This window comes from Brevibacterium salitolerans (assembly GCF_039531405.1).
Lineage (GTDB): Bacteria > Actinomycetota > Actinomycetes > Actinomycetales > Brevibacteriaceae > Brevibacterium > Brevibacterium salitolerans.
Genome location: NZ_BAAAPZ010000008.1, coordinates 106,625 through 127,807, shown reverse-complemented (window position 1 = coordinate 127,807; position 21,183 = coordinate 106,625). Strand labels below are relative to the sequence as shown.

Here is a 21,183-nt window from a genome sequence, read left to right as displayed (position 1 = left end):
CCCAGCCCTAAGGACTCCGAACGACGAGTTCACGAAGCCGCTCTGCGATTGCAGGGACTCCGGAGAGCGCCCCCTCAGCGATATCCATCACCAGCTGATAGCGAGCATCATCGGGCCCTCCGATGATGATCCCATTCAGCCCAAGGAAAAGTGCGGTCGCCACGAAGCCGGTCCGTTTGTTGCCGTCGACAAGCGCGGGATTGTTGACGACCGAGTCAAGGAGCGCCGCCGCCTTCGTCGGCAGATCGGGGTAGACGTCTTCCCCGAACACAGAAGCACGCGGCCGAGCGAGCGCAGATTCGAGAAGGCCCCAGTCACGGACCTCCGGAGCGTGGCCCAGGGCCGCAGCCGAGGCGGCGAGAAGATCATCCAGGTCAAGGTAGTCGTACTCGTCCGTCATGAATCACGAAGACGCTCGAGGACTTCCCGGTTCTCCTCGACGATGCGTGCGAGCAGCTCAGAGCGGCCGCGCGCCCGCTTCTGGGTGTACTCGTCGACAGCGCGCAGAGCAGCCGCCTGCATCGAAATGCCTTCACGTTCTGCCGCCATCCTGAGCGACTCCGTCTGCTGCGCGGACAGCCTCAGTGTCATCGCCATAGCACAGATGATACCGCTTGATACCACTGAACTCCATGACACTGAGGCCGCCGCTGCCTTCCCACCGACTATTCCTGGTGACTCACGCTGCACGTGTGCGCGGTGAGCGAGGCGCTGCCGACTCACGCAGGGCAGCGCATCCAGAGTCCTTTCACTCGGCGCCGAGTGCTCACAGCCCCAGTTCGCGGGCGATGAGCATGAGCTGCACCTCGGAGGTGCCCTCCCCGATCTCCAGGATCTTCGAATCGCGGTAGTGCCGGGCCACGAGGTATTCGTTCATGAATCCGTAGCCCCCGTGCACCTGCGTGGCATCCCGTGCGTTGTCCATCGCGGCGTCGGAGGCGATGAGCTTGGCGATCGAGGCCTCCTTCTTGAACGGCTCGCCCGCGACCATCTTGGACGCGGCCGCATAGTAGGCCGCACGGGCAGCGGCCACCCGCGCCTCCATCCGCGCGATCTTGAAGCTCACACCCTGGTAGTCGCCGATCGGCTTGCCGAACGCCTTCCGTTCCTTCGCGTACTTCACGCTGGCGTCCACACAGCCCTGCGCTGCGCCCACGGAGAGCGCGGCGATCGCCACACGGCCCTCATCGAGGATCCGCAGGAAGTTCGCGTAGCCGCGCCCGCGCTCGCCCAGCAGATTGGCCTCGGGCACCCTCACGCCGTCGAAGGTGAGGGGATGCGTGTCCGAGGAGTTCCAGCCCAGCTTGTCGTAGGCGGGCTCCGGAGTGAACCCGGGGGTGCCGTTGGGGACGATGATCGTGGAGATCTCCGGCTTCTGCGTGCCGTCGCGCCCCGTGCGGGTGCCCGTGACGGCCGTGGCGGTGACGAACCGGGTGATGTCCGTGCCCGAGTTCGTGATGAACGCCTTGGCCCCGTCGATCACCCACTCCCCGTCCTCCAGCCGCGCCCGGGTCTTCGTGCCCCCGGCATCGGAGCCGGCCTCGGGCTCCGTGAGGCCGAATGCGGCGAGGCCTCGGCCGTCGATGACGGTGGGCAGCAGCTCCCGCTTCTGCTCCTCCGTGCCGAAGAGGTGGATGGGCATCGCGCCGAGCGAGACCCCTGCCTCCAGTGTGATCGCCAGGGACTGGTTCTCCCGGGCGATCTCCTCCAAGGCCAGGCACAGGGCGAAGTAGTCGCCGCCCATCCCGCCGTACTCCTCCGGGAACGGCAGTCCGAAGAGCCCCATGTCCCCCATCTTCGCCACGAGTTCGTAGGGGAACTCGTGCCTGGCGTCGAGCTCCGCGCTCACCGGCGCGACCTCTTCGTCCGTGAATGCCGCCACCGTCCGGCGCAGCGATTCGTACTCCTCCGGCAGCATGCCGGGAACGAATGCCGTAGTCATGTCACTCTCCTTCCGTCTCGTTCGTGCCGGCCGCGCCGGCGGTCTGTCCTGCCGCGGTCGCCTCAGCCGCGGTCTGCTCGGCCGTGGTCTGCTCGCCGGCGCCCTGCGAACTGTCCTGCGGGACGACAACTGCGAGCACCTCGTCGAGTGCCACCTGGGCGCCCTGCACCGTCCTCACCTCGACCGTTCCCGCGGCGGGCGCGGTGAGCACGTGCTCCATCTTCATCGCCTCCACCACGAGCACCGGGTCGCCGGCGGCCACCTGTGCGCCGTCGGCCACACGGATCTCGATGACGGCACCGGGCATGGGCGCCAGCACCTCCGCACCTCCGGCCGCCGCACCGATCGCGGCGTCCGCGAGCGGCCGGGTGAGCTGAAAGATCCCCCGCGCTGTCCGCACCCAGAGCGTGCGCCCGTCCGCGGATGCCCACACCCGTCCGTGATGCTGCTCGCCGTCCAGCGTGAGTACGTACCCCGTTCCGGCCGATCCGCCGGCACTGCTCCCAGCAGCACCTCCGCCGCCGGTGCCTCCCTCAGCCCCGCCGCCGAGGCGCACGAGGGGCGGGTGCAGGAACTCGGCTTCGTGCCGCTCACCGCGGTGCACGAACGGCACGACGGTGCGCGCCGGAGCGAGGCTCCTCCAACCGGAGCCCTGCTGCCATGCAGAGGCTCCGGCGGCACCCACCACATGCGCAGCGGCGAACTGGAGCGCCGGCGGATCGAGGGTCTCGTCCAGCTCGTCCTCGGTCATCCGGTCGATGAGGCCGGTGTCGAGCTCGCCCGCCGCCACCTCGGGCAGGCCCATGAGCGTCTGCAGGAAGCCGATGTTCGTGACGATCCCCGGCACGGCGGAGGCCGCGAGTGCGCGCCGCATGCGGGCGACGGCCTCGGCCCGGTCTGCGCCGGTGACGATGAGCTTGGCGATCATGGGGTCGTAGTCGCTCACGATCCGCTGACCCGGTTCCAGTCCGGCGTCCACCCGCACCCCGGTCCTGTCCACGCCGAGGCTGTGGGCCCCGCGCTGGCCCGCTGTGACGGGCAGCCCGGTGCCGGGTCCGCCGGTGCTGGGCGGGAACGCCACGTCCAGGGCGACTCCGCCGGTGGGCAGGAAGCCGCGGGCGGGGTCCTCGGCGTAGATGCGCGCCTCGATGGAGTGCCCCGTCAGCCGGATGTCCTCCTGCACGAGGCTCAGGCGCTCGCCGGCCCCCACGCGCAGCTGCTGCTCCACGAGGTCCACGCCTGTGACCTGCTCCGTGACGGGGTGCTCCACCTGGAGGCGCGTGTTCATCTCCATGAAGAAGAACTCGTCCGGCCGGTCCGCGGAGACGATGAACTCCACGGTGCCCGCACCGCGGTAGTCGACGGCCTTGGCCGTGTCCACGGCGGCCTGGCCGATGGCTTCGCGCGTGCCCGCGTCCAGCAGCGCGCTGGGCGCCTCCTCGATGACCTTCTGGTGGCGGCGCTGCAGGGAGCACTCGCGCTCCCCCAGGTGCACCACGGTGCCGTGTGAGTCCGCGAGCACCTGGACCTCGATGTGCCGGGGCCGCAGCACCAGTCGCTCAAGGAAGAGGGTGTCGTCGCCGAAGCTCGAGGCGGCCTCGCGACGGGCCGAGGCCAGCGCGGCCGGCAGCTCGGAGGCCTCGTGCACCTCGCGCATCCCCTTGCCGCCGCCTCCCGCGGAGGGCTTCACGAGGACGGGGAAGCCCACCTCCTCCGCGCGGGCGATGAGCTGCTCGTCCGTGAGCCCGGCCTCGGCGACGCCCGGCACCAGCGGCACTCCGCGCGCGGCGACGGCCTGCTTGGCGGAGATCTTGTCGCCCATCGTCTCGATGGCCGCCGCAGTGGGCCCGAGGAAGACGATGCCCTCCTCCTCGAGCCGGCGGGCGAAGGCCGCGTTCTCGGAGAGGAAGCCGTAGCCGGGGTGCACGGCCTGGGCACCGGTGGCGCGGACGGCCTCGACCACACGGTCGATGTCGAGGTAGGACTGCGCCGCCGAGGCCGGGCCGAGGCGGTGGGCGAGGTCCGCCGCGCGCGTGTGGGCGGCATCGGCGTCCGCGTCCGAGTAGACGGCCACCGTCTCGATGCCGAGCCGGCGGCAGGTGCGGATGACGCGGAGGGCGATCTCTCCGCGGTTGGCGATGAGGATTCTGGAGAACATTGCGGGTTCCTGCCGGTCCGAGTGGGCGGGTGTCTGCATGCCTGTCATGGCGCTCACATCCTGAAGACGCCGTAGCCGGGCGCTCCGTAGGGCCGCTTCAGCGGCGTGTGGCGTGCGGCCTCGAGCGCGAGCGCGAGGACCTGGCGGGTGTCCGCGGGGTCGATGATGCCGTCGTCCCAGAGGCGGGCCGTCGAGTAGTAGGGGTTGCCCTGCGCCTCGTACTGCTGCCGGACGGGGTCCTTGAAGCGCTCCTCGTCCTCTGCGGACCACTCCTCACCGCGGCCCTCCAGCTGATCGCGCTTGACGGTGGCGAGGACGGAAGCCGCCTGCTCACCGCCCATCACGGAGATCCGGGCATTGGGCCACATCCACAGGAAGCGCGGGGAGTAGGCACGGCCGCACATCGAGTAGTTGCCCGCACCGAAGCTGCCGCCGATCACCACGGTGAACTTGGGCACGCGGGCGGTGGCGACGGCATTGACCATCTTGGCGCCGTGCTTGGCGATGCCGCCGGCCTCGTAGTCGCGGCCCACCATGAAGCCGGAGATGTTCTGGAGGAACACCAGCGGCGTGGAGCGCTGGTCGCAGAGCTCGATGAAGTGCGCGCCCTTCATCGCGGATTCGCCGAACAGGATGCCGTTGTTCGCGACGATGCCCACGGGGTGCCCGTCGATCCGCGCGAAGCCGGTGACGAGGCTCGTGCCGTACTCGGCCTTGAACTCGTGGAACTCACTGGCGTCGACGATTCGGGCGATGACCTCGCGCACGTCGTAGGGCACACGGGAGTCCACCGGCACCACGGCGGTGAGCTCGTCCGGGCTGTGGGCGGGCTCGCGCGGTTCGGCGCGCTCCCACGCCGGCGGCAGCTGGGGGCCGAAGGTCGAGGCGATGTCGCGGAGGATCTCCAGCGCGTGATCGTCGTTCGCGGCGAGGTGATCGGTGACGCCCGAGGTGCGGGAGTGGAGCGCTCCCCCGCCCAGCTCCTCCGCAGTCACCTCTTCACCCGTGGCGGCCTTCACCAGCGGCGGTCCGCCCAGGAAGATCGTGCCCTGCTCATTGACGATGACGGACTCGTCCGCCATGGCGGGCACGTAGGCGCCGCCGGCGGTGCAGGAGCCCAGCACCGCGGCGAGCTGCGGGATACCTGCGGCGGACAGCGTGGCCTGGTTGTAGAAGATGCGGCCGAAGTGCTCGCGGTCCGGGAACACCTCGTCCTGGTTGGGCAGATTGGCTCCGCCGGAGTCCACGAGGTAGATGCAGGGCAGGTGGTTGTCCGCTGCGATCTCCTGCGCGCGCAGGTGCTTCTTCACCGTCACGGGGTAGTAGGTGCCGCCCTTGACGGTGGCGTCGTTGGCGACGATGACGCAGAGCCGGCCGGAGACCAGCCCCATGCCGGTGATGATGCCGGCACCGGGCGAGGCGTCGTCGTACATGCCATTGGCGGCGAGCGGCGAGAACTCGAGGAACGGACTGCCCGGATCCAGCAGACGCTCCACACGGTCGCGCGGCAGCAGCTTGCCGCGGCTCAGATGGCGCTGCCGGGACGATTCGGAGCCGCCTCTCGCCGTGGCCGCGATGCGCTCGCGGAGCTCCGCGAGCAGCTCGGCATGAGCCTGGGAGTGGGGTGAGGTGTGCGGATCGACCGGCGAGCCGATGGTGCGCATGCGTTCTCCTCGAGGGCCGCGATGCCCGTAGACGGATTGCCTGTGAACGTCGCCTGTCGCCTGCGGACAGGTTCAGTTAACATTGATTAACTGAGACTATCGTAGCGGCTCGGTCGCCGGGGTGACAAGGCCCACAGGAGGAACCCGGGAGGGGCGGAGGATGACGGCTGCAGAGGAAGAGGAAGGCGCGCGGAGCGCCGCGAGCGGACGCGAGGCGGCGAAGGCCGAGCGCCGCGAGCAGCTGCTCGACGCCGCCAAGCGGCTCTTCGCGAGGTACGGGTTCCGGGCGGTGCGGCTGGGCGACATCGGCAAGGGGGCGGGTGTGTCCGGGCCCGCGGTCTACCGCCACTTCGCCTCGAAGGAGGCAGTGCTCGAGGAGCTGCTCGTGGGCATCTCCGAGTACCTCCATGCGGGAGGGCTCCGGATCATCGCCGAGGCGGAGGGCGCAGCGTCAGGTACGCCCGCGCGCCTCATCGACTTCCACGTGGACTTCGCCATGCGTGAGCCGGAGCTCATCCGCATCCAGGACCGTGACCTCGACTCCCTGCCCGAGGCCGCCCGCCGGCAGGTGCGCAGGCTGCAGCGGCAGTACGTGAATGCCTGGATCGAGGCGGTCCGGGCCGCACGCCCGGAGCTCAGCGAGGACGAGGCCGCCGTGCGCGTGCACTCCGTCTTCGGGATGGTGAACTCCACACCCCACCTGAGCCGCAGCCTTCCCACGGAGACCGTGGCACGCGAGCTCCGCCGCTCCGCCCGCGCAGCGCTGGGCGCGTGAGGCCCGCAGAACCGCACCGGAGGCTCCGGCAAATCGGCAACAGAGACCCCGCGAATCGGCAACAGGAGCCTTGGAGAACTGTTCGTTCACCGCGCCTGACACGCAGAGATCACGGCATCGAGGCTCGCGTCCACTCCGTCCGCGTCGAGGACCGTCACACTGCGCACCACCGCGGCTCCCTCCGTGGAGACAGCCGGGGCCTCCGGCATCACATGGCCGTTGAGTCCGCCCAACAGTGCACCCACGCTGCCGGCTTCGTGCAACGCCGGCTCCTCCCCTATGCCGCCCCAGGTGCCGGCATCTCCACGCTCCTCGCGCACGAACTCAGCGAGTGCACACGCGTAGACGACTCGTCCTTCCGCGGAGGTGTGCTCCTCCGGAGGGCGCTCGGGCACCTCCTGGTCACACGCGGCGTTCATACGCCCCAGTGCGTCCTCCAGCGCCCCGGCATTCATCTGCGACACCCCGCCCACCAGGTCCTTCCCGGCAGCGGAGATCCCGCCGTGACCGGGGATATCGAACGCGGCGATGCCGCCCGCCAGACTGCCCGCCGCCGCCAGCTCGACGGCAGCCGGCTCTGCGCTCTCGCCGATCATCTCCGGCGCCTCCCAGTCGTCAGGGCTCTGCAGGCCTGCCGCGGCCCTGGCCGCGAGCGCGCAGGCATATGCCACCTGTCCTTCAGCGCTGACATCTGGTCCGCCTCCACCTGCACAGCCGCTCACTCCCGCCAGGGCCAGGAGGACAGCAGAGGCCGCGGCACGGCGCCGCATCGTCGTCAGCTTCATCGCAAGCCTCTCGATCGGGTGATCCGAGAATAGCCAAGCAGCTCCGCTTCCCGCCAGAGTTCGCACCCCTGAGCGGCGTCCAGGAGCGACGGCCACGGTGCACGCTCGCGCGGCGAGCCGCGCAGCTCCAGCGGTCCGCCGGGCACGAACATCCGGAACCCTCGGCGCGGGGATTCCACCGCGGCCAGGGCGGTGGAGGCGGCCTCGGCGGGCGTGTTGCCCAGCCGCTCCGCAAGGCGGATCAGACGCTGCGGGAGGCGCGCACGTACGCGCGGAGCGATGGCAGTGCCGAGCACCATGCCCGGGTGGCAGGCCCGGACCCGGACACCCCACCCGCCGGCCGCGCTCCGGCGCGACAGCTCTGCCGCGAAGACGCCCAGGGCCTGCTTGGACGTCCGGTACGCGGCGAACGGGCGGTACGCGTGCGCTGACTGCAGGTCGGCGAGGTCGATGCGCCCCCTCGCCGTCGCGGCGCTGCACTGCACGACGACCTGTCCCCGGCTCTGCCGCAGGAGCGGGACCAGTGCAGTCGTGAGAGCGAAGTGGCCGAGGAAGTTGGTCTGGAGGGTGCGCTCGATCCCGTCCTCGGTGAGCCGGCGGGGCCCTTCGCCCATCGGCACGATCCCGGCGTTGAGCACGAACGCGTCGAGGGGTGCGTCCGCGCCGAGAAGCTCGACCGCAAGCGTGCGCACCGAGGCCAGGCTCTCCAGATCGAGGTCCATGAGCGTCACTCCGGGCTGCTGCCCGGAGACCCCAGAGACGTCCGAGCGCCGTGCCCGGGACTGCTCGAGGGCCGCGGGAGGCAGAGAGCCCAGGAGGTCCGCACGCACGCGCAGTCCCTTCGCACGATCGCGCACCGGCATGAGCACATGAGCGCCGAGGGCCACCAGCCCGCGGACGATCTCGCGCCCCACACCGTCGCTGCCGCCCGTCACCAGGACGGTGCGGCCGCGTATGCGCGAACCGGCACCGGTGCGCCCACCCACGTCGCGGCGCTCAGTCCCGGGGCTCGCGCTTCCTCAGACGCGGATCCCGGCGATAGGGCACCAGCAGAACGCTGGAGAGGGCGGCGGAGAGGACCGCGGAGCTGGTCCGCCCCAGCTGCGAGGTCATCGCCTCGAACTGCCCCAGGCCCCGCTTACCCATGACGAGGAGGTCCGCCGTCGCCGAGGCCTGGATCAGCAGCGCGGCCGGCTCACCGGGCAGGAACTCGACCTCCGCCTCGAGCCCGGGGAACTCCTCGCGCAGCCAGGCCAGGTCCCCCTGCGCCTTCCGCTCCGCGAGCGTGCGCTCGGAGAGCGCGTCGATGCCCACCAGCAGTCGCAGCGGCAGGCCGTTGCGGACGGCGAACGAGGCCGCGTCGAGCGCGGCGACGCCTGCGTACTCGGAGGTGTCCAGTCCCACCACGACCCCACCGCCCGGCGCAGGGTGCACAGGGTGGGCCGCCGGATCGTCGAACTCGCGGCCGGCTCCCGCCGTGTGGACGAGCACCGCGCTGAGCGCGTGGCCGGGCAGTCCGAAGCTCACGGTGCCGATCCGGCGGCTGTTGACCTGGCCCGCGCCGTGGTGGCCCAGGACCAGGAGCCCGGCGTCGTAGGCGCGATCGCTCAGCACCTCACCGGCGTCGCCCACCACCACCTCCGTGCGGATCTCCGTGCCCGAGGCCCCCTCCGGGTGGGCGGCGTCGAGCTCACTCAGGCGGGAGGACAGGGAGGTGAGCAGCTCCTCGCCCGCCTGCCGGAGCTCCGTCTCGTCGTCGATCTCCAGATGCGCGGGGGTGATCACGTGCACCAGCCTCAGTGCGTGCCCGGTCCCCCGGAGTTCCTTCAGCGCCCAGGCCGCGGCCTCGTCGCTCTGCATGGATCCGTCAATGCCGACGAACACGTCTCCGGTCAGCTCCACAGCGCCTCCTCAGCGGGTCCGGCCTCATGGCCTCTCACCGTCGATCGTAGTGAAGTCGGCGCGGAATTGCCCGCGAGGTCAGTCGGCGATCTCCACGAATGCCTCGAAGCAGGCGTAGTAGGCATCCTGCATCGCACGGAAGGTCTCACGCAGGAACCCTGGGGTCTCCCAGTACTCGTGGAGCCCGCGGTAGTAGAAGGCCTTCTGCGCGTCCAGCACGATGAACGGCATGATGCCGTTCTGCAGGCACTGCTGGAACATGAGCATCCTGCCCACACGGCCATTGCCGTCCTGGAACGGATGGATGGCCTCGAACGCGTGGTGGAAATCGACGATGTCCTCGAACGACATCTGCTCCGGGGTCCGCGTGAGGAGGTCTTCGATCGCCTCCGAAACCTCAGCCGGAGGGGTCGTGCCGCCGCCGCCCACCACGTTCGCCTGACGCTTCCAGTCCCCCACGGCGAAGGCAGGTCTGCGCGCGTCAGCGGTTCCCCGCTTGAGGATCCGGTGGTAGTCCTTCATGGTCGCTGCGGTGATCGGCTCAGCCATCCTGTCGAGCATCTCGTCGAACAGCTCGAAGCTGTTGACGGTCTCCACCACGTCATCCACAGAGACGTTGTCCCCTGCGACGGTGCGCGTCTCGTAGATGTATCTCGTCTGCTCGGCATCCAGCGCACTGCCCTCGATACGATTGGTGTTGAAAGCCATCTGCACCTGATTCAGGTGGTACAGCCCACCCTTCATCTGCGTCCGGCGCTGCTCGATCAGGGTCCGCGCGAACTGCGCCGCATCGATGGCGTACTCGTCAGGCATCGTGGTGACAGCTCCCCGAAACGTCCGTTCACGTTCGGCCTCCCAGTGCCTGCACAGACACCGGCTCCCCTCATCGGGAGGGTGCGCGCTCGTGGGAACGCGAAAGCCCTCCACAGGATGGATCATCTGGTGGAGGGCCGTTGCCGAGCCGCCTGTGGGAATCGAACCCACGACCTTCTCATTACGAGTGAGACGCTCTGCCGACTGAGCTAAGGCGGCAACGCGGACTAGCCTATAGCCAGCGAACCTCGGAGGTCAAAGCAGAGGGCAACGGTCCGCACGTGATGCTGCACACGTCTCGCCCACCGCCGTCACACCGCTCGCAGAGACCCTGCCGCCGCACCTCTCAGCGAGTCCGTGAAGCGGTCGAGCGCGGGCAGCGGAGTGGCCCAGCGGTGCCAGTGCAGCGGCACGTCCACCGGCCCCTCGCCCGGGATCCGCATGATGTCCCCGGTGTCGTCCATCCGCGCCAGCTGCAGCTCCGGCAGGCAGCCCCATCCGAGCCCGGCGCGCACCGCCGCTGCGAATCCCTCCATCGAACCCACCACGTGCAGGGGTGCTCCGGCACCTGCGTCCTGCCGGCGCAGCACCTGATGCTGCAGGTCGTCGTCCCCGTCGAACACGAGCACGGGGCAGGTCGCGAGGCCGCCGTGCCGTTCCCACAGCTCCGCGGAGACGCACGGCCAGTACCGGAGGATGCCCAGCGGCACCGCGGTGCAGCCGGTCTGGGCCTGTGTGCGCGTGCTCAGTGCGCCCATCACCTCGCCGCGGGCCAGCGCCTCGTGCGCCACATCCTGATCCGCCACCCGCAGGCGCAGCACCACGTCCTCCCACCGTCCGGCGTCCGCGAGGACCGGTTCCAGCCAGGTCCCCAGCGCATCCGCACCCACTGCGACCGCGAGTGCGGACCGGGCCGGGGCCTCGGCCGCGGTGATCTCCCCGGCCAGTGCGACGATCTGGCGCGCGTGTCCGAGAATCCTCTCCCCCGCGTCCGTCACCCGCGGAGGCGAGGAGCGGGTGAGGAGCACGCTGCCCAGCGACCGCTCCAGACCGCGCACGCGCTGGGAGACCGCCGAGGTCGTCACACCCAGCGCTGTCGCGGCGGAGTCGAAGGCGCCCTCGTCCACGACGGCGACGAGTGCGGCCAGCTGCGCGAGGCTCGGTTCCATGAAGCCCACCTTAACCGGATACAGGTCATGTCAGTGGACTGCATGCGAGCTCCGGCCCTACCGTCTCACCCATGCAGCCTGATTCCCTCCTCCTCGCGCTCACCGGCTTCCTCACCGGCCTCGGTCTCATCGTCGCGATCGGCGCACAGAACGCCTTCGTCCTGCGGCAGGGCGTCCGCCGCGAGCACGTGGGGGTGGTGGTCGCGGTCTGCTCCCTCGTGGACATCGTGCTCATCTCCCTGGGCACGGCGGGGATCGGCACGGTTCTCGAACACGCGCCGTGGCTGATCACGGCACTGCGCTGGGGCGGCGTCGCCTATCTGCTGTGGTTTGCGGCAGGCAGCGTGCGTTCCGCGTTCTCCGGCTCCGCGCTCGAGGCCGCGGAGCCTCAGGACACGAGTGCTCCGGGTGCCACATCTGCTTCCGGCGGTGCCGCGGCGTCGCCGGCCGTCTCCGGCTCCGCCGCGGCCACCGCTGCCGGCAACACCTCCACAGCCGTGCGCGGTGCCCCCACCGCCCTCCGCGTGGGCCTGATGACGGCTTCGCTCTCGCTGCTCAACCCCCACGTCTACCTCGACACCGTCGTCATGCTGGGCTCCGTCGCCAACCAGCAGACCTCTCCGTGGGTGTTCGCCGGCGGCGCGATCGTCGCCTCGCTCGTCTGGTTCAGCGCTCTGGGCTGGGGTGCGCACCGGCTCGCTCCAGCTCTGCGCAGCCCACGGGCATGGAAGGCCATCGACCTGGGCGTCGCGGCCGTCATGGTGATGATCGCGGCCAAACTCGCCTTCGCGTTCTAGGTGCGCACCCGGACCTGCGCTCCGCACCCGCCCGGGAACTCCGCCTCATCGTGGGCGCGCGCCCGGTCCGCTTCCGCACCTCCGGGCCGGTGACCCGTCCCGGATCACGTAGTCTCTTCCGAGTGGGTCACGCAGGCCCCGCAACGCGTCCGGACGGCAGCGCACCACCGCGCAGGAGGGAAGAGGAGTGAGGAACACGTGATCAGGTTCTCCCAGGAGAGTCTTGCGACGTTCCTCGCGCAGCTCCGCCGCCTCATCGAGTGCGAGTCGCCGTCCTCGGATCCCCGTGCCCTCGCAGCCAGCGCCGCGCTCATCGCGGAGGTGGGCGAGGAGATCACCGGCATCCGTCCTCGCGTCCGCACCCTCGAGGGCTACCCGCACATCCTGTTCGACGTGGGCACCGGCCCCCGCCGCATCCTGCTCATCGGGCACCACGACACGGTCTGGCCGCGCGGCACACTCGCACGCATGCCCTTCTCCGTGGAGGACGGGATCATCCGCGGCCCCGGTGCCGACGACATGAAGGGCGGCGTCCTCATCGCCCTCCACGCCGTCGCCGCGCTCCTCGCCACCGCGGGCGAGGATCTGCTGGACGGGGTCACCGTGCTCATCACCGGCGACGAGGAGCTGGGCTCCCTCACCTCGCGGACGCTCATCGAGGAGCTCTCCGCCGGGGCCGAGGCCGTGCTCGTGTTCGAGTCCGGCGGGGGTTCCGGGGAGGTCAAGATCGCGCGCAAGGGCGTGGCGATCTACGAACTCGAGGCGCTCGGCCGCGCCGCCCACGCCGGCGTCGAGCCGGAGAAGGGCGTGAACGCGACCGTGGAGCTCGCCCATCAGGTGCTCGCCGCATCCGCTCTGGGCGACGCCGAACGCGGCACCACGGTGGTCCCGGCCGTCATGCACTCCGGCACCACCACCAACACGGTGCCGGCACGCGGCACGCTCGCCATCGACTCCCGGGCGGAGACCACCGCGGAGCAGGAACGCGTGGACACCGCACTGCGCGCGCTGCGGGCGGTGGACCCGCGAGCGGAGCTGGTGCTCCACGGCGGGATCAACCGTCCCCCGCTCGAGGAGGCCGCCGCAGCGGGGCTCTACGCTCGCGCGCGGGAGGTCGCCGCAGCGCTGGGGCACCCGGAGCTGCGGCGCATCCGCGTGGGCGGAGGCTCGGACGCGAACTTCGCCGCCGGCGTGGGCGCTCCCACACTCGACGGCCTCGGCACGGTGGGCGGAGGCTCACACGCGGACGACGAGCACGCCCTGGTCGAATGGATACCCAGGAGGGTGGAGCTGGTCGCCGGGCTCATCGCCTCGCTGCTGGAACGTCCCCTGGAGCCCATGAGAGCACCGGCCCCCGCCGACCGCACGGCACCGGCCCGCGCGGTCTGAGGCGGGGCGCCCTCAGCCGGGTCCCGCACTGCGGTCAGGGTGCCGCTCAGACGATCCAGGGGTTGGAGAGTCCGATGAAGGCCGCCTCGACCACGAGCGCCGGAGCCATGTTGGTGGCGAGCCGCTCCCGCGCCTTCCGGAGCACGTCGATCCTCATGAGCGTGGTCGTCTCGTCACTCTCCGCGGCGAGGCGGGCGATGCGCTCCGTCTCCTCGACATTGATGAACTCCGTCCGCGAGCCCAGCTGGTGGGCCAGCACATCCCGGTAGAGCGAGAGCAGCTCGATGAAGATCGAATCGAGTTCGTCGTTGCGCGCCCGCACGCTCCGCCGCTTCTGTTCGTCCTCGAGCCGCTTGATCTGTGAACGGGCACTGGGCGGGATCTTCCCACCGGCGTCCACGCCCAGAGTCCGCAGGAGGGAATCGCGCTCCTCCGCGTTGCGGCTCTCCGTCCGCGCCGCCGCGCGCTCCTTGGCCACATCGACGATCCGCGCCGCGATGCGCACAGTGGATCCCACTGAGGTGAGATGTGCGGGGATGCCGAGCGTGAACTCACGCTCCGTGCGCGCATCCGGATGGAGGGCGAGCCGCTTGGCCCGGCCGATGTGGCTCTGGGAGGCATGGGCAGCCCACCGCGCCGTCTGCGGATCCACCCCGTCGCGGCGGACGAGCAGCTGTGCGACCGCATCCGCGCTCGGCACGCGGAGGGAGACGCTGCGGCACCGGGACCGGATGGTCGTGAGCACGTCCTGCTGACTGGGCGCGCAGAGGATCCACACGGTGGCCGGCGGCGGCTCCTCGATCGCCTTCAGGAGAACGTTCGAGGTCCTCTCGGACATCCTGTCCGCGTCCTCGATGATGACCACGCGCCAGGGCGCGTTCACGGGAGACTGATGCGCGGTGGCGACCAGCTCGCGGACCTCGTCGATCGTGATGACCGACTTCTGCGTGCTCAGGACCGTCATGGACTCGTGGATGCCGCGCAGAGCGCGTTCCGCGGCCGGACTCCGGCTCTCGCCGTGGTCCGGAGTGAGCAGCGCCGCCGCGAACGCACGGGCGGCGTTGGACCGGCCGGAACCGGGCGGGCCGGTGAGGAGCCAGGCATGCGTCATCGAACCGCTGCCGGGCACCGCCGCACGGCGCAGCTGTGCGATCGCCCGGTCCTGCCCCACGAGTTCGCTCCACACACCCGTCTCCGCGGGTGTGCCCGCCTCGCCGGTGCCCGCTGGTGCCGAACCTTCCGCGACCGTCCCCTGAGCCGCCGTCACGGCTGCCGCCCGTCCCGCTGGGAACGGAGGCGCTCGCGCGCCTGCCGCTCGATCTCCGCCTGCGCGCGCAGGCGTTCCCGGCTGGTCTGCCGGGGTGCGGCAGGCTTGGGCTCCGCCGCCGTGTCCGCCTCCGGTGCCGTCGGTCCGGCGGGAGGTGCTGCGACGCGGTGGACGAGCGTGGGGGCCTCGTCCGCGTCCCGGAGCGGCTGCGCTGCGGCACGGCCGCCGTCGCCCTGGTGCGGACTTCCGGCGGAGGGCTGTGCCGAACGCACCGCCGGGGAGACCACGGTGGGCGCTTCGTCCGAGTACGTGCCCGCGGTGCCGTCCTCCGCAGGAGCAGGGCGTGCCGCGGGGGCGCCGTCGAGCACGGCGGTCACCGCCTCCAGCAGACGTGCGGCGACGTCGTCCACCGAGCCGCCGGCGTCGATGACGCGATAGCGCTCCGGCTCCTGCGCCGCGTACTCGAGGAAGGAGCGACGCACCGTCTCCCGGAACGCGGCGTCCTCCCGGTCGAGGTGGTTCTGCTCCCCCCGGGCGCTGAGCCGCCCCGCGAGGGAGGCGGGATCTGCGTCGAGGACGAGCGTGAGGTCCGGGACCAGGCCCTCCGTCGCCCACCGGGACAGGGCGGCGATCTCCTCGTCCCCGAGCGCACGGCCGGCGGCCTGGTAGGCCCGGGAGGAGTCGATGTAGCGGTCGGTGATGACCACCCCGCCGCGCTCCACGATGGGACGGACGAGGGTCGCCACGTGATGTGCGCGATCCGCGGCGAAGACGAGGGCCTCCGCACGCGGGCTGACGCCGTCGCCGTCGAGGACCACGGAGCGCAGCCGGCCGCCCGGCTCCGTGCCTCCCGGCTCCCTGGTGGTGACGACCTCCGTGATGCCGCGCTCCCGCAGGGCTTCGGCGAGCAGGTGGATCTGCGTGCTCTTGCCGGTGCCGTCCCCGCCTTCCAGCGCGATGAACAGACCGCGTCCCGCCCCTCCCGCGCCGCCGGCGGAGGCGGCCGAGGCGGTCGGGACGGTGAGTGCCGAACTCAGGTCCCCGGGTGCGGGGGGCGAGGCCGGGCCTGCGTCGTCCCCCGTGGATCCGAGGAGCGCCTCGGAAGAGCCGGGGGCAGCCGCATCGGTGGAACGCAGGGTGTCCTCCGTCGCCTCGGAAGCGGTGCGGTCCTCCGTCCGCACCGCCGGGATGCGGAAGGCATGGACGACGTCCACGCCGATCCCGTGGATGCCATGCGGTCCGAAGGCGAAGAGAGCAGCGATGCCCGCGATCAGCGCGACGACGCCCACCACCTCGTAGGCGAACTCCGTGGAGGTGAGGTTCCAGCTCGCCGCATCGCTGAGCGGGATCTCCGCGCTCACGCCGGCGAGGGTGAGCAGCAGACCGGCGAGCATGCCCAGTCCGGCGCCCACACGCCTGGAGAAGGCGTAGTCCTGTGCCCGCACGCCCAGGCCCACCAGGAATGCCACGGCACCGGAGAGGACGGCCTTGCCGGACAGCTCCGTGAGAGCTCCTGCGCCGATGGTGAGGACGCCTGCGGCGATGAGCGCGAAGGAGGTGAGCCGGGGACGGGACATGCCGGGGGCGAAGGTGGGGCCCGTCTCGAAGCCCACCGCCCAGCCGAGGAGCACGGCGCAGACGATGAGCGCCGTGCCCGCCTGGCCGAAGCCCAGCTCCGCGACGGCAGGCTGGGCGAGGATGCCCACTGCGCCCAGGACGAAGAAGAGGAAGTGGCAGGCCCAGGCGTTCTTCACCGGCACCGCCTCACGCACGGACATCCGGGGAGCGGAAGGGAACGCTCCGATCTGCGGCGCCTCACCCGGCTGGGGAGCCCTGCCGGTGAGCAGCAGCAGCACGCCCACGAGGACGACGAGGCATCCGAGCACCGCCATCCACCGCAGGACCGTGTGCCCGGCACCCACCCCGCCCAGGAGCTGCGCCCCGTAGGTGACCACGAGGAGGAGGACCACCGGGATGCCCGCGCTGCGCCACGGCTTGCGGTGCGGATTGCTGAGGACGCCCAGCACCATGACGACGGCGATTCCCGCGACTGCCGCCGTGAGGATGCTCAGCCACGCGGTGAGCACGAAGAGGAGGACGAAGGAGAGCACCGCGGCGACCAGCGCCGCGCCGGCGGCTATGCGCAGAGAGAGGCTCCCGCCCCAGCGCCGCACCGGCAGGAAGACCCCCGCTGCGGCCACGATGCCCACGAGGGCGTAGGCGATGACGGCCGTGCGCAGCGCGAAGTCACCACCGGCGGCGGCCTCACGGATGCCGGTGAGCATGGACGGGTCCGCCCTGCCGGTCAGACCGAACGCTCCCGCCAGGCTGAATGCCAGGCCCGCGAGGGCGAGCATGGCGAGCCAGGCACCGGCCTCCACGACGACCGGGGCCACGGCTGCGGGCTGCTGGGCGCCCAGCGCGGGGGCGGGGTTGGCAGATCCTTGTTCGCTCACATCTGCAAGGGTACTAGGGGGTACAGACACGGCGCGGTGCCGATGCGCGCACCGGCTACCCTGAAGTGGTGAAACTCCCGCTCACCCTGCTGCGCCACGGGCCCGGAGACGCGCTCACGGACCTGGCCACGGCCCGCGCGCTGCTGGACTCCGTGAAGTCCGGCGCCCGCGGACCGCTCCTCCGCATCTACCGGCCGGCGCCCACCGCCGCCTTCGGTGCGCGCGACAGGTTCCTCGAGGGGTTCCCGGACGCCGTCGCCGCAGCGCGCGCACACGGATTCACTCCCGCACTGCGGACCCTGGGTGGGAGGATCGCCGCCTACCATCCGGGGAGCCTGGTCATCGACCACATCGAACCCACCGGCGAGTTCCTCACGCAGACGCAGGACCGGTTCGTGCGGTTCGGGGAGATGTACGCGCAGGCCCTCCGGACGATCGGGATCGATGCGCGGATGGGTGAGATCCCCGGAGAGTACTGTCCCGGTGAGCACAGCGTGAACGTGGGCGGCCGGATCAAGGCGATCGGGACGGCACAGCGGGTGGTCAGCGGGGCGTGGCTGTTCTCCTCCTCGGTGATCGTCGAGGACCCGGCACCCATCCGCAGCGTGCTCACCGCCGTGCAGGACGCCCTGCGTGTGGGCTGGGATCCGCGCACAGGAGGGGCGATCAGCGAGCGGCACCCCGGGGTCACCGCCGAGGCCGTCGAGGAGGCGGTGCTGGCCGCCTACGCCCGGGAGTACGACCTGGTGGAGGGCGCGCTCACGTCAGCGGACGCGGAGGCCGCCGCCGCATACGTGCCCAAGCACCTCCTCTGAGCGCAGCGGAGCCGCTGCGGCCGGCCTCGGGGCAGACAGCCACCTGCGGAGCCCCCTGCCTGCGGCACGCTGCACGGAGCGAGGCGCCGCTCCCGGAGGTCCGCTGCCCGGACCGCGGCACGCTGCCCGGACCGCGGTGCTCCACCACGGACGACGGGTCCGGAGAGTCCTCCCGGACTCTCCGGACCCGTGCCTGCTCACGTCCTCGCCGCGGATCAGGGCGTCGTGGGACCTGTGCTCTTCTTCGCGGCGGACGTGGACTCGGCCGGCTCGGACTTCGCCGCAGAGGCCGCGGTCTTCTTCGCGGCTGTCGTCCGCGTCGTCGTCTTCTTCGCCGCCGTCGTCGTCTTGGAGGCAGTGGTCTTGGACGCCGCCGTGGACTTCTTCGCCGCAGAGGCCGTGGACTTCGAGGCGGTCGACTTCGCAGTCGTCTTCTTGGCGGCCGTCGTCTTGGACGCCGCCGTGGACTTCTTCGCTGCGCTCGTCTTCGACGCCGTCGTCTTCCGCGTCGTCGTCTTCTTCTTGGCCGGCGCCTTGGCGCGCTTCTCCGCCAGCAGCTCGTACGCCCGCAGCGGGGTGATCTCCTCCACGGAGTCGTCCTTGCGCAGGGTGGCGTTGGTGGTCCCGTCCGTGACGTACGGACCGAACCGGCCGTCCTTCACCACCACCGGCTTCTTGGACTCCGGGTCCTCGCCCAGCTCCTTGAGCGGTGCGGCAGCCGTCTGTCCCCTGCGCTGCTTGGGCTTGGAGTAGATCTCCAGCGCCTCCTCGAGGGTGATCGAGAAGATCTGCTCCTCCCGCTCCAGCGAGCGCGAGTCCGTGCCCTTCTTGAGATACGGGCCGTAGCGGCCGTTCTGCGCGGTGATGGGTGTGCCCTCCGCGTCCTCGCCCACCGTGCGGGGCAGGGTGAGCAGCCGGAGCGCCTGTTCGAGGGTGACCGTGGTGGGCTCCATCGACTTGAACAGCGAGGCCGTGCGCGGCTTGGGCTTCTTCTGCCCGCGCTTGGGCTTCTCCTCCGGCTCCGGCAGCACCTCCGTCACGTAGGGGCCGAACCGTCCCGACTTCACCACGATGGTGTGACCGGTCTCCGGGTCCGTGCCCAGCTCGCGGTCGCCGGTGCCCTGCGTGGCGATGAGTTCGCGAGCCTTGGCCTCCGTGAGCTCGTCCGGTGCGAGGTCGTCCGGGACGGACACACGGCCGGGCTGGTCCTCCGGCGCACCGCCGGTGACGGACGGAGCGACCTCGAGGTACGGACCGTAGCGGCCCACGCGCAGCACGATGCCGTCCGCAATGGGAACGGTGTTGATCTCGCGGGCGTCGATGTCGCCCAGGTCGTCGACGATGCTCTTGAGACCCGGGGTCGCGGCCGCGGCCTCGCCCGTGCTCTCTCCGCTCGGGCCGAAGTAGAAGTCGTGCAGCCACTTGGTGCGGTCCTCGCGGCCGCCGGCGATCTCGTCCAGGTCCGCTTCCAGACCGGCGGTGAACTGGTAGTCCACGAGCCCGGCGAAGTGCTCCTCGAGCAGCCGGATGACGGAGAACGCCAGCCAGCTGGGCACCAGGGCGCTGCCGCGGTTGGTCACGTAGCCGCGGTCCTGGATCGTGGAGATCGTCGCCGCGTACGTCGACGGCCTGCCGATCCCCAGCTCCTCGAGCCGCTTGACCAGGCTGGCCTCCGTGTAGCGCGGGGGCGGTGCCGTGGTGTGGCCGTCCGCCTCGACGCGCTCGACGGCGATCGCCTCACCCTCCTCCACGTTGGGCAGGCGGGATTCGCCGTCCTTGCCCTCCGCGTAGCGCTCCACGTCGCGCCCCTCCTCGTAGGCGGCGAGGAATCCGCGGAAGGTGATCACGGTGCCCGAGGCCGTGAAGCCCGCCGCCGCAGGCGTCTTCTCCCAGCTGCCCGCCTCCAGCTCACCGGCGGCACCGCTGAGGTCCGCGGCGATCTTCATCGTGGCGGTGCGGCCCTTGGCATCGGCCATCTGGCTGGCGACGGTGCGCTTCCAGATGAGCTCGTACAGACGGAACTCGTCCGCACGGAGCGCACCGGAGACCTGCGCGGGCGTGCGGAAGTGGTCACCGGCGGGACGGATCGCCTCGTGCGCTTCCTGAGCGGCCTTCTGCTTGGAGCCGTAGGCGCGCGGGGAGCCGGGCACGTACTCCGGGCCGTAGAGCTCACCGATCTGCCGGCGGGCGGCGGCCACCGCCTGGCCGGAGAGCTGCGTGGAATCCGTACGCATGTAGGTGATGTAGCCGTTCTCGTACAGGGACTGCGCCACGCGCATCGCCTGCCGGGAGGACATGCGCAGCTTGCGGCCGGCCTCCTGCTGCAGGGTCGAGGTGGTGAACGGCGCGGCGGGCCGGCGCGTGTACGGCTTGGTCTCCAGCGAGGAGACGGTGAGCGCTTCCTTCGCGGACCCGCTCAGAGCCGCCGCCAGCGACTCCGCCCGGGCCTGGTCCAGCACCTGCACCTGGGCGGACTTCTTCAGCCTGCCGTGGTCGTCGAAATCGCGGCCCGTGGCCACGCGGGTGCCGTCCACGCTCTCCAGCCGGGCCTTGAACGGTGCGGAGCCGGCAGCACCGGTGCCCGCACCCGCCGCGAGCTCCGTGTCCAGGTCCCAGTAGTCCGCGGAGACGAAGGCCATGCGCTCGCGTTCGCGCTCCACCACGAGCCGGGTGGCGACGGACTGCACGCGGCCCGCGGACAGGCCCGCGCGGACCTTGCGCCACAGCACGGGCGAGACCTCGTAGCCGTAGAGGCGGTCGAGGAGCCTGCGGGTCTCCTGCGCATCGACGAGGTCGTCGTCGATCTCACGGGTGTTCTCCAGGGCGCGCTCGATGGCTTCCGGGGTGATCTCGTGGAACACCATCCGCTTGACGGGCACCTTGGGCTTGAGCACCTCGCGGAGGTGCCAGGCGATCGCCTCGCCCTCCCGGTCCTCATCCGTTGCGAGGTAGAGCTCGTCCGCGTCCTTGAGGAGCTTCTTGAGCTCCGTGACCTTCTTCTTCTTGTCCGGGGCGACCACGTAGTAGGGGTCGAAGCCGTTGTCCACGTCCACCGCGAACTTGCCGTAGGGCCCCTTCTTCATGTCCGCGGGCAGCTCCGAGGGCTGGGGCAGGTCGCGGATGTGCCCCACCGAGGCTTCGACGTCATAGCCGTCGCCCAGATACCCCACGATGGTGCGGGCCTTGGTGGGCGACTCGACGATGACGAGGCGGCGTGGGGTGGTTCCGGAGGCTGCCATAGGTTCCTTTCC

Annotated in this window: 17 protein-coding genes and 1 tRNA gene; 4 read left to right on the top strand and 14 right to left on the bottom strand. The window is 71.0% G+C overall.

Translation table 11 applies throughout. The annotated features are described in order from the left end of the window. Window positions 1-7 precede the first annotated feature (7 nt). From ABD240_RS10500 to ABD240_RS10480, 5 genes are all read right to left on the bottom strand, one after another. A complete protein-coding gene (locus ABD240_RS10500) occupies window positions 8-400 on the bottom strand; it encodes a type II toxin-antitoxin system death-on-curing family toxin (protein ID WP_344337108.1) in 393 nt (130 codons plus the stop codon). Further along, entirely contained in the window at window positions 397-597 is a 201-nt protein-coding gene (locus ABD240_RS10495; protein ID WP_291797411.1) for a hypothetical protein, read from the bottom strand. The genes ABD240_RS10500 and ABD240_RS10495 overlap by 4 nt, the downstream gene beginning before the upstream one ends. A 169-nt stretch (window positions 598-766) precedes the next feature. Then, on the bottom strand, window positions 767-1,942 hold the full coding sequence (locus ABD240_RS10490) for an acyl-CoA dehydrogenase family protein (RefSeq protein WP_291797409.1): 1,176 nt from the start codon (window positions 1,940-1,942) through the stop codon (window positions 767-769). Window position 1,943: 1 nt separating this feature from the next. Further along, the gene (locus ABD240_RS10485; RefSeq protein WP_344337105.1) at window positions 1,944-4,100 is read right to left on the bottom strand and encodes an acetyl/propionyl/methylcrotonyl-CoA carboxylase subunit alpha; all 2,157 of its coding nucleotides are present in this window, start codon (window positions 4,098-4,100) and stop codon (window positions 1,944-1,946) included. Between the two features lie 53 nt (window positions 4,101-4,153). Next, window positions 4,154-5,764 (bottom strand): carboxyl transferase domain-containing protein, encoded by a 1,611-nt coding sequence (locus ABD240_RS10480; protein WP_291797403.1) that lies wholly within the window; start codon window positions 5,762-5,764, stop codon window positions 4,154-4,156. Between the two features lie 160 nt (window positions 5,765-5,924). Here ABD240_RS10480 and ABD240_RS10475 point away from each other — a divergent pair, with 160 nt between their 5' ends. After that, entirely contained in the window at window positions 5,925-6,539 is a 615-nt protein-coding gene (locus ABD240_RS10475) for a TetR/AcrR family transcriptional regulator (protein WP_291797400.1), read from the top strand. Window positions 6,540-6,625: 86 nt separating this feature from the next. Here the strand turns inward: ABD240_RS10475 and ABD240_RS10470 are convergent, their stop codons facing one another. From ABD240_RS10470 to ABD240_RS10445, 6 genes are all read right to left on the bottom strand, one after another. Beyond that, entirely contained in the window at window positions 6,626-7,324 is a 699-nt protein-coding gene (locus ABD240_RS10470) for a hypothetical protein (protein WP_291797397.1), read from the bottom strand. Beyond that, window positions 7,321-8,310, bottom strand: a complete 990-nt coding sequence (locus ABD240_RS10465; protein ID WP_344337102.1) for an SDR family NAD(P)-dependent oxidoreductase — start codon at window positions 8,308-8,310, stop codon at window positions 7,321-7,323. Before ABD240_RS10465 ends, ABD240_RS10470 begins: the two co-directional genes overlap by 4 nt. A gap of 10 nt (window positions 8,311-8,320) precedes the next feature. Then, a complete protein-coding gene (locus ABD240_RS10460) occupies window positions 8,321-9,226 on the bottom strand; it encodes a universal stress protein (RefSeq protein WP_344337100.1) in 906 nt (301 codons plus the stop codon). A gap of 78 nt (window positions 9,227-9,304) precedes the next feature. Then, window positions 9,305-10,039, bottom strand: coding sequence for a Fic family protein (locus ABD240_RS10455; protein ID WP_344337099.1), 735 nt, complete (start codon window positions 10,037-10,039; stop codon window positions 9,305-9,307). Window positions 10,040-10,185: 146 nt separating this feature from the next. Beyond that, window positions 10,186-10,258, bottom strand: a tRNA-Thr gene (locus ABD240_RS10450). Between the two features lie 92 nt (window positions 10,259-10,350). Then, window positions 10,351-11,208 (bottom strand): ArgP/LysG family DNA-binding transcriptional regulator, encoded by an 858-nt coding sequence (locus tag ABD240_RS10445; protein ID WP_291797384.1) that lies wholly within the window; start codon window positions 11,206-11,208, stop codon window positions 10,351-10,353. A 71-nt stretch (window positions 11,209-11,279) separates the two neighbouring features. Here ABD240_RS10445 and ABD240_RS10440 point away from each other — a divergent pair, with 71 nt between their 5' ends. Then, window positions 11,280-12,005: a LysE/ArgO family amino acid transporter gene (locus ABD240_RS10440; RefSeq protein ID WP_291797381.1), complete on the top strand. Its 726-nt coding sequence runs from the start codon at window positions 11,280-11,282 to the stop codon at window positions 12,003-12,005. Window positions 12,006-12,203: 198 nt separating this feature from the next. After that, complete coding sequence (locus ABD240_RS10435) at window positions 12,204-13,394, top strand: M20/M25/M40 family metallo-hydrolase (protein WP_344337098.1); 1,191 nt, start codon at window positions 12,204-12,206, stop codon at window positions 13,392-13,394. Window positions 13,395-13,440: 46 nt separating this feature from the next. Here the strand turns inward: ABD240_RS10435 and ABD240_RS10430 are convergent, their stop codons facing one another. Then, window positions 13,441-14,580: a DNA polymerase III subunit delta' gene (locus tag ABD240_RS10430; RefSeq protein WP_344337422.1), complete on the bottom strand. Its 1,140-nt coding sequence runs from the start codon at window positions 14,578-14,580 to the stop codon at window positions 13,441-13,443. A 77-nt stretch (window positions 14,581-14,657) separates the two neighbouring features. Then, window positions 14,658-17,117, bottom strand: coding sequence for a dTMP kinase (gene tmk / locus ABD240_RS10425; RefSeq protein ID WP_344337097.1), 2,460 nt, complete (start codon window positions 17,115-17,117; stop codon window positions 14,658-14,660). A 68-nt stretch (window positions 17,118-17,185) separates the two neighbouring features. On the opposite strand from tmk, the gene ABD240_RS10420 reads away from it, so the two are divergent. Next, window positions 17,186-17,932 carry a lipoate--protein ligase family protein gene (locus ABD240_RS10420; protein WP_344337096.1) on the top strand — a complete coding sequence of 249 codons (747 nt, stop codon included), beginning with the start codon at window positions 17,186-17,188 and terminating at the stop codon, window positions 17,930-17,932. A gap of 215 nt (window positions 17,933-18,147) precedes the next feature. On the opposite strand, the gene topA is transcribed toward ABD240_RS10420, so the two are convergent. Next, window positions 18,148-21,171: a type I DNA topoisomerase gene (topA, locus tag ABD240_RS10415; protein ID WP_344337095.1), complete on the bottom strand. Its 3,024-nt coding sequence runs from the start codon at window positions 21,169-21,171 to the stop codon at window positions 18,148-18,150. Window positions 21,172-21,183: the final 12 nt, after the last annotated feature.

Excerpts from the sequence above, each read along its gene's own strand:
- ABD240_RS10445 (WP_291797384.1), bottom strand. The coding sequence starts at position 11,208 with ATGGAACCGAGCCTCGCGCAGCTGGCCGCACTCGTCGCCGTCGTGGAC.
- ABD240_RS10480 (WP_291797403.1), bottom strand. The coding sequence starts at position 5,764 with ATGCGCACCATCGGCTCGCCGGTCGATCCGCACACCTCACCCCACTCC.
- ABD240_RS10495 (WP_291797411.1), bottom strand. The coding sequence starts at position 597 with ATGGCGATGACACTGAGGCTGTCCGCGCAGCAGACGGAGTCGCTCAGG.
- ABD240_RS10490 (WP_291797409.1), bottom strand. The coding sequence starts at position 1,942 with ATGACTACGGCATTCGTTCCCGGCATGCTGCCGGAGGAGTACGAATCG.
- ABD240_RS10455 (WP_344337099.1), bottom strand. The coding sequence starts at position 10,039 with ATGCCTGACGAGTACGCCATCGATGCGGCGCAGTTCGCGCGGACCCTG.
- ABD240_RS10440 (WP_291797381.1), top strand. The coding sequence starts at position 11,280 with ATGCAGCCTGATTCCCTCCTCCTCGCGCTCACCGGCTTCCTCACCGGC.
- ABD240_RS10470 (WP_291797397.1), bottom strand. The coding sequence starts at position 7,324 with ATGAAGCTGACGACGATGCGGCGCCGTGCCGCGGCCTCTGCTGTCCTC.
- topA (WP_344337095.1), bottom strand. The coding sequence starts at position 21,171 with ATGGCAGCCTCCGGAACCACCCCACGCCGCCTCGTCATCGTCGAGTCG.
- ABD240_RS10485 (WP_344337105.1), bottom strand. The coding sequence starts at position 4,100 with ATGTTCTCCAGAATCCTCATCGCCAACCGCGGAGAGATCGCCCTCCGC.
- ABD240_RS10475 (WP_291797400.1), top strand. The coding sequence starts at position 5,925 with ATGACGGCTGCAGAGGAAGAGGAAGGCGCGCGGAGCGCCGCGAGCGGA.
- ABD240_RS10500 (WP_344337108.1), bottom strand. The coding sequence starts at position 400 with ATGACGGACGAGTACGACTACCTTGACCTGGATGATCTTCTCGCCGCC.